The 13,419-nt window shown below is 54.0% G+C and carries 14 protein-coding genes; 8 read left to right on the plus strand and 6 right to left on the minus strand.

The window, feature by feature from the left end:
* Positions 1–182: endoribonuclease YicC domain-containing protein (locus AC6R1A_RS16600; RefSeq protein ID WP_500646206.1), on the plus strand; the 182-nt coding region annotated here is incomplete at its 5' end.
* Between the two features lie 319 nt (positions 183–501).
* On the opposite strand, the gene AC6R1A_RS16605 is transcribed toward AC6R1A_RS16600, so the two are convergent.
* Positions 502–1,914 carry an NCS2 family permease gene (locus AC6R1A_RS16605; RefSeq protein WP_500633508.1) on the minus strand — a complete coding sequence of 471 codons (1,413 nt, stop codon included), beginning with the start codon at positions 1,912–1,914 and terminating at the stop codon, positions 502–504.
* Between the two features lie 457 nt (positions 1,915–2,371).
* Between AC6R1A_RS16605 and gmk the strand changes: the two genes are divergently transcribed.
* The 5 genes from gmk (at position 2,372) to recG (ending at position 8,498) form a co-directional block, all read left to right on the plus strand.
* On the plus strand, positions 2,372–2,992 hold the full coding sequence (gene gmk / locus AC6R1A_RS16610) for a guanylate kinase (RefSeq protein ID WP_334554887.1): 621 nt from the start codon (positions 2,372–2,374) through the stop codon (positions 2,990–2,992).
* Between the two features lie 76 nt (positions 2,993–3,068).
* Complete coding sequence (gene rpoZ, locus AC6R1A_RS16615; protein ID WP_487903057.1) at positions 3,069–3,341, plus strand: DNA-directed RNA polymerase subunit omega; 273 nt, start codon at positions 3,069–3,071, stop codon at positions 3,339–3,341.
* Between the two features lie 32 nt (positions 3,342–3,373).
* Positions 3,374–5,494 carry a bifunctional GTP diphosphokinase/guanosine-3',5'-bis pyrophosphate 3'-pyrophosphohydrolase gene (gene spoT, locus AC6R1A_RS16620; RefSeq protein WP_500631407.1) on the plus strand — a complete coding sequence of 707 codons (2,121 nt, stop codon included), beginning with the start codon at positions 3,374–3,376 and terminating at the stop codon, positions 5,492–5,494.
* A 92-nt stretch (positions 5,495–5,586) separates the two neighbouring features.
* Complete coding sequence (gene trmH / locus AC6R1A_RS16625) at positions 5,587–6,270, plus strand: tRNA (guanosine(18)-2'-O)-methyltransferase TrmH (protein WP_500627782.1); 684 nt, start codon at positions 5,587–5,589, stop codon at positions 6,268–6,270.
* A 149-nt stretch (positions 6,271–6,419) separates the two neighbouring features.
* On the plus strand, positions 6,420–8,498 hold the full coding sequence (recG, locus tag AC6R1A_RS16630) for an ATP-dependent DNA helicase RecG (protein WP_500633502.1): 2,079 nt from the start codon (positions 6,420–6,422) through the stop codon (positions 8,496–8,498).
* A 118-nt stretch (positions 8,499–8,616) separates the two neighbouring features.
* On the opposite strand, the gene cysQ is transcribed toward recG, so the two are convergent.
* The 5 genes from cysQ to AC6R1A_RS16655 all read right to left on the minus strand — a co-directional run bounded on the left by cysQ (position 8,617) and on the right by AC6R1A_RS16655 (position 11,566).
* Complete coding sequence (cysQ, locus tag AC6R1A_RS16635; protein WP_500633501.1) at positions 8,617–9,444, minus strand: 3'(2'),5'-bisphosphate nucleotidase CysQ; 828 nt, start codon at positions 9,442–9,444, stop codon at positions 8,617–8,619.
* Positions 9,445–9,499: 55 nt separating this feature from the next.
* Positions 9,500–10,042: an ADP compounds hydrolase NudE gene (gene nudE / locus AC6R1A_RS16640; protein WP_334554899.1), complete on the minus strand. Its 543-nt coding sequence runs from the start codon at positions 10,040–10,042 to the stop codon at positions 9,500–9,502.
* Between the two features lie 172 nt (positions 10,043–10,214).
* Entirely contained in the window at positions 10,215–10,802 is a 588-nt protein-coding gene (nfuA, locus tag AC6R1A_RS16645; RefSeq protein WP_500633500.1) for a Fe-S biogenesis protein NfuA, read from the minus strand.
* Positions 10,803–10,881: 79 nt separating this feature from the next.
* Positions 10,882–11,406 carry a ComF family protein gene (locus AC6R1A_RS16650; protein ID WP_500633499.1) on the minus strand — a complete coding sequence of 175 codons (525 nt, stop codon included), beginning with the start codon at positions 11,404–11,406 and terminating at the stop codon, positions 10,882–10,884.
* 4 nt (positions 11,407–11,410) lie between these two features.
* Positions 11,411–11,566 (minus strand): hypothetical protein, encoded by a 156-nt coding sequence (locus AC6R1A_RS16655; RefSeq protein WP_500646207.1) that lies wholly within the window; start codon positions 11,564–11,566, stop codon positions 11,411–11,413.
* Positions 11,567–11,832: 266 nt separating this feature from the next.
* Between AC6R1A_RS16655 and bioH the strand changes: the two genes are divergently transcribed.
* Together bioH and AC6R1A_RS16665 are read left to right on the plus strand one after the other, a co-directional pair.
* Positions 11,833–12,684: a pimeloyl-ACP methyl ester esterase BioH gene (bioH, locus tag AC6R1A_RS16660; RefSeq protein WP_500632564.1), complete on the plus strand. Its 852-nt coding sequence runs from the start codon at positions 11,833–11,835 to the stop codon at positions 12,682–12,684.
* 235 nt (positions 12,685–12,919) lie between these two features.
* On the plus strand, positions 12,920–13,390 hold the full coding sequence (locus AC6R1A_RS16665) for an ATP-dependent Lon protease (RefSeq protein ID WP_334554907.1): 471 nt from the start codon (positions 12,920–12,922) through the stop codon (positions 13,388–13,390).
* The last annotated feature ends 29 nt before the right edge of the window (positions 13,391–13,419 follow it).

Raw genomic sequence — 13,419 nt, forward strand, 5'->3', positions numbered from 1 at the left:
CCAACAACATCCTCAAAAAAGGCGGCGCCTGCGGCCGACGCCTCGACTTTATGATGCAAGAGTTCAACCGCGAGTCAAACACGCTCGCCTCGAAGTCGATCAGCACCGACATCACCGCATCCGGGGTCGAGTTGAAAGTGTTGATTGAGCAGATGAGAGAGCAAATTCAGAACATCGAATAGTCTCTTTTAGATGACTAACTGTGCAAAGCTCCTGTTTACTTTATAAGTCGATAGGGGCTTTTCATTTTTCCACCAACATCCTCTGACTTCACCCAACAGCCCCACCACTGCTCTGACCTTTAAATAAAATTAGACTATCCCCTCCAGCCTAACCTTTTGATTTATTTTGGAACGCACTCTCTTAGCACTCGTTAATGACAATAAACTAAACTATTAAGTCACTTGCCCTAAGGTAATGGGATGTCAAAAGGGCGGCCTTGATGCCGCCCTTGTTGTGTCTGCAATAGCAATAATGGCGATGGCAGCCATATGTCCGCGATTATAAAAGCACCAAATACGCCATAAACAGCCCAGACAGCACATAAATGACTGGGTGAACCTGCTTGGCTTTGCCTGCTACCACCATGCTAAAGGCGTAGCTGATAAAGCCCATCGCCATGCCGTTGGCCGGTGAGAAGCTCAGTACGGTGAACATGATGGTGAAAAACGCCGCGATGCGAGACTCTTTTTGCTCCCAGCGGATTTGGCCAAGGCGACCAATCATGTAGATGCCGACCACCACCATCGCCGGGGCGACCATGGCCGCAGAGAAGATGGAAAAAAGCGGGTAGAGGAACAGCGACACCAAGAAGAGCCCCGCAACCACCACCGCAGCCAGGCCGGTTTTCGCGCCTTGCGCAGAGGCAATGCCCGATTCTGAGAATGCGGTGACTGAAGTCGTACCCAGCACAGAGCCAATCACGGTGCCGCCTGCGTCCGCAACCAGCGCCGAGCGCGCGTTCGGCACTTTGCCATCTTTGTCGATGATGCCCGCATCTCGGCCGACGCCAACAATGGTGCTGAGGCCATCAAAGAAATCGACAATCAAGAAAATCACCACAATAAACAGCAGATCAAACAGCTTGTCGGCCGTCAGCCCTGAGAAATTGAAGATGGCGCCAACGCTGCCCGACAGGCTTGGCGGCGCAGCCACTAGGCTCTCTGGGATGGGGGCGTTTTGCGTCCCTAGCATCCAGTCGGCCACAACGGTCAGCACAATCGCCGATACAAACGAGATAAAGGTCGCCAGTTTGATGTCACGAATCATGCAGCCGAGCGCGATAAAGATACTGATGTAGGCAATGATGACTTGCGGGTCATTGATTTTGCCCATGCTGACCAAAATGATCGGGTTCGAGACGATGATGCCGGCGTTTTTCAGGCCCAAAAAGGCGATAAACAGACCAAGCGATACGGTGATCGCCAATTTGAGATCTTCTGGAATAGACTCAATCATCGCCTTGCGAATATGGGTCATCGACAAAATCAGATAGAGCACACCAGAGAAGAAGATCCCCAGCAGCGCTTCGTGCCACACCAGCGCCACTGAGCCGCTCAGCAGCATGCCTTTAAAGAAGCCGTTCATGCTCATGCCTGGCGCGAGCATGACTGGGTAGTTACCAAACACACCCATGATCAGCGTGGCCGCTGCCGCCGCCAGTGCTGTGGCGGTAAAAATCGCGCCGCGATCCATGCCTGGGATGTCACCCAAAATCGCGGGGTTAACCGCCAAGATGTAACTCATCGCCAAAAAAGTAATAAATCCAGCGTACAGCTCCGTGCCTAGGGTCGATTTGCGCGCAGAGATATGAAAAGTGGATTCAAGCCACCCAGCGTTGGCTGAGCGTGGAAGTGCAGTGTCAGAACTCACAATACAACCTATCGGTAGATAAATAAGAGGGCCATAGCCCATCGCCAGCAGCAATGCCCGCAACAAGCCAAACGTTTGCGCGAATTGTAATGAGATGGGAACGGATTTCAACTGGTTTGGAAAAAGTGGGTGGTGGGTGGTGGGTGGTGGGTGGTGGGTGGTGGGTGGTGGGTGGTGGGTGGTGGGTGGTGGGTGGTGGGTGGTGGGTGGTGGGTGGTGGGTGGTGGGTGGTGAAATTTTGATGGATGAAAGGACCATGTCAAGAACATTCCCCCAACCTAATACCCATTACCCCTAACCCATTACCTATCCCCCCTTACCCATCACCCCTTACCCACCTCCCCCCTAGTCACTCCCCCCGATCCATGCTACTCTTCGCCTCCCTTTTTCTGGCCGAATTTTCGCCACCGATGTTGAGAGAAATCGCGCTCTTGACTGACGTTATGCCCGCGGTCAGTGCTATCTTTAATACATCGAATCTTATGGTGGACGTAACCTTATGGCCAAAGGCACCCTATACATTGTTTCTGCGCCCAGCGGCGCGGGTAAATCGAGCTTGATTTCAGCCATGCTGGAAACCAACCCTACCTACGCAATGAAAGTGTCCGTGTCGCACACGACACGTGGCATGCGCCCGGGTGAGCAAGATGGCGTGCACTACCACTTTGTGCAAAAAGAGCAGTTTGAAGCGCTGATCGAACAAGGTGCGTTTTTGGAATACGCGGAAGTGTTTGGCAACTACTACGGCACCTCTCGCCCGTGGATTGAGCAAAACCTCGATAAAGGCATCGACGTCTTCCTCGACATTGACTGGCAAGGCGCGCGTCAAATTCGTGAGCAAATGCCACAAGCTAAGAGCTTGTTCATCCTGCCGCCGTCAAACGGTGAGTTGGAACGTCGCCTGAACGCACGCGGCCAAGACAGTGAAGCGGTGATCGCAAAACGCATGGCGGAAGCGAAATCGGAAATTTCTCACTACAACGAATACGACTACGTGATCATCAATGATGATTTCGATAACGCGCTGATGGACTTTAAAGCCATCATTCGCGCCGAACGCCTCAAGCAAGATAAGCAAGCCCTCAAGTACAAAGGCATGCTGGATGCGTTGTTGAAATAAGAATCTAGACTATTCTCTACGAGATCTTGTATAATTTCTCGTCATACAAAATTTTAGTTAACTATTTGGAGTCCTTATGGCACGCGTAACTGTTCAAGACGCTGTTGAAAAAGTTGGCAACCGTTTCGACCTAGTTCTCATTGCGGCTCGCCGCGCTCGTCAAATGCAAACTGGCGGCAAAGATTCACTGGTGCCAGAAGAGAACGATAAGCCAACGGTTATCGCTCTGCGCGAAATCGAAGAAAGCCTTATCACAAAAGAGATCCTAGATGCGCGTGAGCGTCAAGAGCAGCAAGAGCAAGAAGCCGCTGAACTTGCCGCTGTTAGCAGCATTGCTCACGGTCGATAATCCTCTTCATCACACTCTGCCGGGCCTAAAATTTGTATCTATTCGATAGCCTCAAAGACGTTGCCCAAGAATACCTAACAGAGCCTCAAATTGAGGCTCTGCGTCAATCTTATGTGGTAGCGAAAGATGCCCATGAAGGGCAAACCCGCTCAAGCGGGGAACCATACATCATCCACCCTGTTGCTGTTGCTCGTATCTTGGCGGAAATGCGCCTGGATATTGAAACCCTCCAAGCCGCCCTTTTGCACGATGTCATCGAAGATTGTGATGTCACCAAAGAGCAGCTAGAAGAGAAGTTTGGCAACACCGTCGCAGAACTGGTCGATGGCGTCTCTAAGCTGGATAAGCTCAAGTTTCGTGATCGCAAGGAAGCTCAGGCTGAGAACTTTCGTAAGATGGTCCTTGCGATGGTGCAAGACATCCGCGTCATTTTGATCAAACTGGCAGACCGCACGCACAACATGCGCACGCTCGGCGCACTGCGCCCAGACAAAAAGCGTCGCATCGCACGCGAAACCCTCGAAATCTACTCACCCTTAGCGCATCGCTTGGGTATCCATAATATTAAAACCGAACTGGAAGAGCTCGGTTTTGAAGCGCTCTACCCCAACCGCTATCGCGTGTTAAAAGAGGTCGTCAAGGCCGCTCGCGGTAACCGTAAAGAGATGATTCAACGCATCCACACCGAAATTGAAGGCCGACTGGAAGAAGTGGGCCTGTCTGCGCGTGTGGTGGGGCGTGAGAAAAACCTCTTCTCCATCTACAACAAGATGAAGACCAAAGAGCAGCGCTTTCACACCATTATGGACATCTACGCGTTTCGTGTGGTGGTGGACACCGCTGACACTTGCTATCGCGTACTGGGCCAAGTGCACTCGCTCTACAAGCCTCGCCCGGGGCGTATGAAAGATTACATTGCGGTGCCGAAAGCGAACGGCTATCAGTCTTTGCATACCTCGATGGTCGGCCCACACGGCGTGCCTGTCGAAGTGCAAATTCGCACCGAAGATATGGATCAGATGGCGGACAAAGGGGTCGCAGCACACTGGTCTTACAAAGGCAATGGCGAGCGTACCGGCACCACCGCGCAAGTCAAAGCGCAGCGCTGGATGCAGAGCCTGCTTGAGCTCCAACAAAGCGCGGGCAACTCGTTCGAATTTATTGAAAACGTCAAATCGGATCTCTTCCCAGATGAGATTTACGTCTTCACCCCAAAAGGGCGCATCGTGGAGCTGCCTGTCGGCGCCACTGCGGTCGATTTTGCGTATGCCGTGCATACCGATGTCGGCAACACCTGTGTCGGCGCGCGCGTCGATCGCAACCCTTACCCTCTCAGCAAAGCGCTGAAAAACGGCCAGACGATTGAGATCATCAGCGCACCGGGCGCCCGTCCGAATGCAGCATGGCTCAACTACGTCGTGACCTCACGTGCGCGCACCAAGATTCGTCAAGTGCTGAAAACCATGCGCCGTGAAGAGTCGATTACCCTTGGCCGCCGATTGCTCAATCACGCCTTGGGTGATTTGTCGGTTTCCGACATCAATGAAGAGAACATCAATCACGTCTTGAGCGATCTGAAAATCAAATCCCTCAATGATCTGCTCGCCGCTATCGGTTTGGGTGAGTTGATGAGTATTGTCATCGCCCGCAGACTGCTTGGCGACGCCGATGAGCTCACCGAAGTCATCAACACCGACGGCAAGCCGAAGAAGAAGCTGCCGATCCGCGGCGCAGAAGGCATCTTGCTGACGTTTGCCAACTGTTGTCATCCGATTCCGGACGATCACATCATTGCTCACGTCTCTCCGGGTCGAGGACTGGTGGTGCATCGTGAGACGTGCCCGAATGTGCGCAACCACGAAAAAGAGCCAGATAAGTACATGGCGGTGGAGTGGTCAGACGATTACGATCAAGAGTTTATCGCCGAGCTGCGTGTCGATGTGCAAAACCGTCAAGGCGCCCTCGCGGAACTGACCAACGTCATTTCACAAACCGGCTCCAACATTCACGGTCTCTCGACCGAAGAGCGTGACGGGCGTTTGTACACAGTGACTGTGGTGCTCACCACCAAAGATCGTGTCCACCTAGCGGGCATCATGCGCAAGATTAAAGCCATGCCGCACACGCTCAAAGTGCGACGTAGAAAGTACTGATCCCCATCCAAATCAGAAAGCGGTCTTTAGGGCCGCTTTCTTTATCATCCATTTTTGATCACCATATTCTTTATCAACTAAGCCCTAACACCATGAATTTAGAACGTTACCAACGCATTCAAGAAGTGTTAAAAGCGCGCCAAGCGGATTTGACCCTTTGCCTCGAAGAAGTCCACAAGCCCAATAACGTCTCGGCGGTGATCCGCAGCGCCGACGCCACCGGCATTCACAAAGTGCACGCGGTTTGGCCTGATAAAATGCGCACCTTAAGCCACACGTCGGCGGGCGCGCGCAACTGGGTGGAAGTGGAAACGCACGACACCATTGAAGACGCGATGGGTGAGCTCAAACGTCAAGGCATGCAAGTGCTGGTCACCAATCTCTCAGAGACGGCGGTCGATTTTCGTCAGATTGATTACACCAAACCGACGGCGGTGATCCTCGGCAGTGAAAAAATCGGCGCGTCAGAGCAAGCCAAAGCGCTCGCCGACCAAGACATCATCATCCCTATGGTCGGTATGGTGCAATCGCTCAATGTCTCGGTCGCCAGCGCAGTGATTCTCTATGAAGCCCAGCGCCAACGCCAAGCCGCTGGCATGTACGACAACGCACAAAGCGCCCTGCCCGCCGAGACCATCCACCGCATCCTCTTTGAGCGCGGCCACCCCGTGCTCGCCAAAGTCGCCAAACGCAAACAGCTCCCTTACCCTCCCCTCGACGAGCAAGGCCAAATCGTCGCGGATAAAGAGTGGTGGGCGCAGATGCAGAGTAGGTAGGTAGGTAGGTAGTGCCTAGTTTCTAGTTCCTAGTGCCTAGAGGACGGAATTTCTAGGAACTAGGCACTAGGAACTCCCCCTCTTTACTGTACAAAAACACAGATAAATGCTTAACTATCCCCATCATTAATCATTGCGTGAGCGAAGCTATGTCCCAACTTTTGTCGGCTATTCCACTGACCTCTCTGGCGGGTGTCGGGGCGAAAGTGGCAGAGAAATTGGCCAAAGTCGGGCTGCTGTCGGTGCAGGATTTACTGTTTCACTTGCCGCTGCGCTATGAAGACCGCACTCGGGTCTACCCCATTGTTAAACTGCACGCAGGGCTATGGGCGGCGGTGCAGGGCAAAGTGATGAGTGTCGATACCTTGTTTGGCAAACGCAAAATGTTGGCGGTCAAACTCAGTGATGGCAACGGCACCCTCACACTGCGCTTTTTTAACTTCACCGCTGGGATGAAAAATCAATTCGCGGAAGGCAAAACGGTGCATGCTTATGGGGAAATCAAACGCGGCAGCTACGGGTTAGAGATTGTCCATCCGGATTACAAGTTTTACACGCCGCAGCAACCGGTTGAGACGGAGCCGAGTTTAACGCCCGTCTACCCAACCACCGATGGCCTGCGCCAACTCACCCTGCGTAACCTGACAGAACAAGCGCTCGCATTGCTCGATAAATCGGCGGTGCAAGAGCTGCTCCCTGCCGGGCTCTATGATAGCCAAATCACCCTCAATCAAGCGCTGCACACCATTCATCGCCCACCACCGAACATCAATCTGGAACAGTTTGATGAGGGCAAACACCCGGCGCAAGTGCGCCTCATCATGGAAGAGCTACTGGCGCAAAACCTATCAATGCTCGCGGTGCGAAGCCAAGGGCAAAAAGAGGCGGCGATCGCGCTGCCGCCGAGTCAAACGCTGAAACAACAGCTATTGGACGCCCTGCCGTTCTCTCCGACCAATGCTCAGCGCCGCGTCGTAGAAGAGATTGAGAACGACCTCGCCAAGCCACACCCGATGATGCGGTTGGTGCAAGGGGATGTCGGCTCAGGCAAAACCTTGGTCGCGGCACTGGCTGCCGTGCGCGCCTTGGAGCAAGGCAAACAAGTGGCCTTGATGGCGCCCACCGAACTGCTGGCAGAGCAGCATGCATTAAACTTTAGCCAATGGTTTGAGCCAATGGGCATTCAAGTCGGCTGGCTGGCGGGCAAGCTCAAAGGCAAAGCCAAGCAGACCCAACTCGAGCGCATTGCCTCGGGCGAAGCGCAAATGGTGGTCGGCACCCATGCGCTGTTCCAAGAGCAGGTCAATTTTTCTCAATTAGCCCTGGTGATCATCGATGAGCAACACCGCTTTGGTGTCCACCAGCGGCTAGAGCTACGTGAAAAAGGCGAGCAGCAGGGCGCGTATCCGCATCAACTGATCATGACGGCGACCCCCATTCCGCGCACCCTGGCCATGACGGCGTACGCTGACCTTGAAACCTCCGTCATCGATGAGCTTCCCCCCGGTCGTACGCCAATTCAAACCGTCGCCATCCCAGACACCAAACGCGACACCATTGTTGAGCGCGTGCGTCATGCCTGCTTAAACGAGGGCAAGCAAGCGTATTGGGTGTGTACCTTGATTGATGAGTCGGAAGTGCTCGAGGCACAAGCCGCCGCCGATACCGCAGAGGAGTTGCAGCGCACGCTGGCGGACCTCAAGATTGGTTTAGTCCACGGGCGAATGAAACCGGCCGAGAAGCAGGCCGTGATGCAGGCGTTTAAAGACAATCAACTGCACTTGTTGGTCGCCACGACGGTGATAGAAGTTGGGGTCGATGTCCCCAATGCCAGCTTGATGATCATTGAAAACCCAGAACGCCTCGGTCTGGCGCAGCTTCACCAGTTGCGTGGCCGTGTCGGACGAGGCTCGGTCGCGAGCCATTGTGTGCTCTTGTATCACGCGCCGCTGTCTAAAACGGCGCAAAAGCGATTAGGCGTTTTGAGGGAAAGCAATGATGGGTTTGTGATAGCCCAGCGCGATCTCGAAATTCGCGGCCCAGGCGAGCTGCTCGGCACCAAACAAACCGGGATGGCCGATTTTAAGATTGCCGATCTGATACGCGATCAACGCCTCGTTCCCGAAGTGCAACGCATCGCGCGCTACCTGCATCTCAACTACCCTGACCACGCCCAAGCCATCATAGAGCGGTGGTTGGGCGAGCGTGATATTTACGCGAAGGCGTAGGTAGAGGGTTGTGGGTAATGGGTCTGGGGTAATGGGTTGCGGGTGGTGAATACATTTACCGACAAGCGCAGCGCCCTACCACCTATTACCCATCACCCATCACCCATCACCTATAACCTCACCCCTTCACCTTCAATATCTTATCCCACGGCAGTGTTTCGTCGCCGAGGACGATAAAATTGGGATTCTCTAGCGTCTCGCGCTCATTGTAGGAAAGGGGTTCGAGGTGGGTGCTGAGAATGCGTCCTCCGGCTTCTTGGACGATGCACTGGGTCGCGGCGGTGTCCCATTCGCCGGTTGGCCCGAGTCGCAAGTAGCAATCGACCGCGCCTTCGGCCACCAAACACGCTTTCAGTGCGGCAGAGCCGAGTGGGACTAGGTCATAATTCCACTGGCTGCTCATGCGGGAGGTGATACGGTTGATGTTCTGCCTGCGGCTGATCGCAATCGCAATCGGGTAGGCTTTGCCATCATGCTGGTGAGTTTTGATGCGCACGCTTTCACTCATGTCGGGGATTTTCCATGCCCCTTTGCCTTGGTAAGCGTAATACGTGACCCCAGAGACCGGCCCATACACCACGCCCATCACAGGCTGATTGTTGTCGATAAGGGCAATGATGGTGGCGAAATCACCGCTGCGCGCAATGAACTCCTGCGTCCCATCAAGCGGATCGACCAACCAATATTTGTCCCACTCTGCACGTTTTGACAAGCTGATGTCCGCCGCTTCTTCTGACAGTACCGGAATATCCGGCGTCAATTCAGAGAGTTTTTCGACAATCAATTTGTGCGCAGCGATGTCAGCACTGGTGACAGGCGTTTCGTCGCTCTTGGTGTACTCTTGGTACTCTTTCTTCTCATAAATATCGAGGATCAATTGCCCAGCAGAGCGCGCAATATCGATTACCGCGGGGAGATGATGAGACAGGTCTTGGGTTTTAGGCATAATGGCAAATCCTTGGCGCGCGGGAGGCCGTAACCCGCTCGCTCATAACGCAGTGCTAAGAATGGCGCAGTGCTAATAGCAACGCCGTAATGCTTCGCGCTTCACAAAAATCAAGATGCGTAAGAAGCTCATCCGCTTGCGCCAACGGCCAGCGAATCACTTCCAATGGTTCCGGTTCGTCCCCTTGCAACTGTTCAGGATAGAGATCCTTGGCAATAAACAGGGTCATGCGGCTCGAGAAGTAGGACGGCGCTAACACCACCTCTTTAAGGGGGATTAAGGTACGTGCGCCCATACCAATTTCTTCTTTCAGCTCTCGGCAGGCCGCTTCACTGGCGGACTCACCCGGGTCAATCAGCCCTTTGGGGAACCCCAATTCGTAGCGTTCCGTACCGGCCGCGTACTCTCGAACCAACAACAGATCCCCTTGCTCTGTGATGGGCACCATCATCACCGCGTTTCGACCACTGGGCTTCATACGCTCATACGTACGGGTTTCGCCATTGCTAAAGCGCAAGTCGAGCGCTTCTATCGCAAACAATTTGGACTTCGCCACGGTGTTTTTTGCCAGAATCTCTGGCGGCGTCTGTTTCGCCACGCGCTTACTCCATCACTGGGGGAAATGAATAATAATCATTAATATAGGGGAATCACTGCGAAGATCCTAGGATCGATTGAGAAAAACCGCGCGAAAGTATCGAGCCCAAATAGGCGCACTTTAGCTATAAAAAAGGCACCCCGAAGGATGCCTATCAATAACGTTGTCAGAATTAGTAGTAAGAGTGCTCGCCGCGATCGTGCTCAGTCGCATCACGTACGGCCGACAGCTCACCCGCAAACTCTTGCAGCAGCTGCTTCTCGATGCCTTCTTTGAGCGTCACATCGACCATAGAACAGCCGTTACAGCCGCCGCCAAACGCCACAATGGCCACGCCGGCATCAGTGATTTCAACCAGATTGACATGACCACCGTGCCCGGCGAGCTGCGGGTTCACTTGCGTTTGGATCACGTACTCAACGCGTTCTACGAGCGGCGCATCGTCCGACACTTTACGCATTTTCGCGTTTGGCGCTTTGAGCGTCAGCTGAGAGCCCATTTTATCGGTCACAAAATCGATTTCAGCGTCTTCAAGGAAAGGCAGGCTCAGCTCATCCACGTAAGCCGAAAAGCCTTCGAAAGCCAGTTCCGTATCGGTCGCTTCGACCGCTTCTGGTGGACAGTAAGAGACGCCACACTCGGCGTTTTGAGTGCCCGGATTAACAACGAACACACGAATATTGGTGCCCTCGGGTTGCTGACCCAGTAGGTTAGCAAAGTGCTTTTGTGCGGTTTCTGTAATAATAATAGGTTTTGACACGACGAATACCTGAGTAATTTTGTAGGCTATTTGTTCACCATTCTACTCCTCGCCCCCTTGGCAATGCAAGCCGTTGACCTTAACTCTCATCATCCGGTTCGGGAGTGCGGCATAGAGCGTAAATATCCACCCTTTTTACCCCCACTTCAAGCAGTAGTCGAGCCAATTGTGAGACGGTTTCGCCCGTGGTCACCACATCGTCCACTATTGCCACATGATCGGCCTCCATCCCATCAAAGCGACGCTCAAACACCCCGTGTAAGTTGCGCCGCCGCTCACGTTTGGACAGCCCCTGCTGAGCGGCGCTGTGGCGGACCCGGCGAAACAGAGGCTGATAACTCACCTTCAGTCGCCGCGCTAACGCCAGCGCCAATTGCTCACTCTGATTAAAGCCGCGATAGAGCCAGCGCCGCCAGTGCAGCGGCACTGAGGTCAGCAGGGGCGCCGTCTCAGCCTCTTGGCCTATACGCGCCGCGAGCAGCTCTGCCAGCTTATCGGCCTGCCAAAATTGGCGCTCATACTTGAGTTTGTGCACGTAGTGAGACAAAGGCGGCGTGTAGTCACCGACGCACACCAAGCGTGACCAAGCCGGCGGCGATGTCAAACACTCACCACACTGCGCCTCGGCATGACACAGCACCAACCCGCAACACGCACACCGCGGCTTTGGCGCCAGCCAAACCTGACACGCCGAACACAGCCAACGAGTTGGCGGTGATGATCCCCCCTGCGCCAACGAGTGGGCCGATATGGGTAGCTGACACAGTTCGCAGTAGTGGGGGGCAAGAATGGGGGGATGGGCAGGGGGGGAGGGGAAGTGGGTGGTGGGTGGTAGGTGATGGGCACCGTGCCTATAGACGTTCAAGCTCGTCTTTCTACTGTTTTTCCCTTTACCCCCCCCCTTAAAACCCATAACCTCCCCCTATTACCTATTACCTATTACCTATTACCTATTACCCATTACCTATTACCTATTACCCATTACCCATTACCCATTACCCATTATCCCCCTCCACCCCCAACAATAAGGATGAAAAAAGTGCGAGACATTGAGACGACAAACAAAGGGTTATTTTGGCAATCTTTTGGCGATCCGAGGGGTCAGAGTCTTGTCTTGGTCCACGGTTGGGGGATGAATGGCGCGGTCTGGCAGCAAACCGCTACGGCGCTGTCGACGCACTACCATGTTCATGTCGTCGACTTGCCCGGGTTTGGTCACAGCAGTCAGCATGACTTTACCGATATGGCGCATTTGGCGCAGCAAGTGCTGGTTGACGCGCCCGCACATGCGGTGTGGCTGGGTTGGTCACTAGGCGGTTTATTGGCGACCCATATTGCGCTGCACCACCCAGATCGAGTGAGCAAACTTATCACCGTCGCCAGCTCGCCCAAATTTGAAGCGGGCGAGCGCACCTTAGCGCACAGTGAGTCGTCTCAAACACCGAGCCAAACCCCATCCCGTTCGCTGTGGCTCGGCATTGCCCCTAAGGTGTTGAGCCAATTTAGCCAGCAGTTGGCGGACGATTTCGCCCTCACCATCGAGCGCTTTATGGCGCTGCAAGCAATGGGCAGCCCTTCGGCCAGACAAGACATCAAGACGTTAAAACACGCCGTGCTCTCACGCCCTGCGCCCAATCCAAACGCCCTGATGACCGGGCTCACCTTACTCGCCGACTGCGACTACCGCCACCAGCTCGCGGCGATCTCACAACCCACACTGCGCCTGTACGGCCGACTCGATGGTCTCGTACCCGCCAAAGTGGCCAAAGACGTCAGCGCCCTGATGCCACACAGCACCAGCCATCTCTTCACCGCCTCCTCACACGCGCCCTTTATTACCGAGTTCGACCACTTCTGCCAAATCATTAAAGAGTGGGTATAAGTGCCTAGAAAAAAGAAGTGCCTAGTTCCTAGAAAAAAGTGCCTAGAAAAACAAGTGACTAGTTCCTAGAAGTCAGTGACTGGAAAAACAAATACCGAATTCCTGACGTCCACCCTCTAGGAACTAGGCACTAGGAACTCTCCCCTCAACTTTTCCGTTCACTGGTCGATAAATAATCGATACCAAAAAATCACCGCGTTTGGTGAGGATTTGGTTGGGTGTGAGGAAGATAGCTATGCTCGTTTCACCAACGAATGTCAGTGTTCCACTCATCGCCCCATCGGTTAATGTGCAAACGGAGCAAGCGGCGCGGGAGAACAAAGTTCGCGAGCCGATTGGTCCAACAATGGCATTAGCCAAGAGCAACGCTGAGCGGAAAGTGAAAGCCGACGATAAGCGTCGCCGTGACGCCTCTTGGGATCCCTCAGAGCATCCGAGCTATGAGATGGATGAGAGTGGAGAGTCACACGCCGCGATTCGTGAAGAGCCTAAAGATAGACTCGATAGGCTGTTCGAGCTGCTGTCACTGGCCAGCTACAGCGAGCACCAAGGTAAAGGCTACGCCATGCGTTTTCGCTTGCCGAAACGCATAATCGATGCGGCGATAACTGAAGGCCAAATGGAAAAGCGTCGGACCGTGATTAAGTTTCACTACGGTCATGCCGTGGCCCCCAATACGCCGTCAGATGTCATTGCGGTATTGTAGTACGGAGCGACACTGTGCTTGGAAGGTCC

The organism is Vibrio sp. R10-SG3-ISO3 (assembly GCF_059834225.1).

Excerpts from the sequence above, each read along its gene's own strand:
- bioH (WP_500632564.1), top strand. The coding sequence starts at position 11,833 with ATGAAAAAAGTGCGAGACATTGAGACGACAAACAAAGGGTTATTTTGG.
- rpoZ (WP_487903057.1), top strand. The coding sequence starts at position 3,069 with ATGGCACGCGTAACTGTTCAAGACGCTGTTGAAAAAGTTGGCAACCGT.
- trmH (WP_500627782.1), top strand. The coding sequence starts at position 5,587 with ATGAATTTAGAACGTTACCAACGCATTCAAGAAGTGTTAAAAGCGCGC.
- AC6R1A_RS16605 (WP_500633508.1), bottom strand. The coding sequence starts at position 1,914 with ATGGGCTATGGCCCTCTTATTTATCTACCGATAGGTTGTATTGTGAGT.
- gmk (WP_334554887.1), top strand. The coding sequence starts at position 2,372 with ATGGCCAAAGGCACCCTATACATTGTTTCTGCGCCCAGCGGCGCGGGT.
- cysQ (WP_500633501.1), bottom strand. The coding sequence starts at position 9,444 with ATGCCTAAAACCCAAGACCTGTCTCATCATCTCCCCGCGGTAATCGAT.
- recG (WP_500633502.1), top strand. The coding sequence starts at position 6,420 with ATGTCCCAACTTTTGTCGGCTATTCCACTGACCTCTCTGGCGGGTGTC.
- AC6R1A_RS16665 (WP_334554907.1), top strand. The coding sequence starts at position 12,920 with ATGCTCGTTTCACCAACGAATGTCAGTGTTCCACTCATCGCCCCATCG.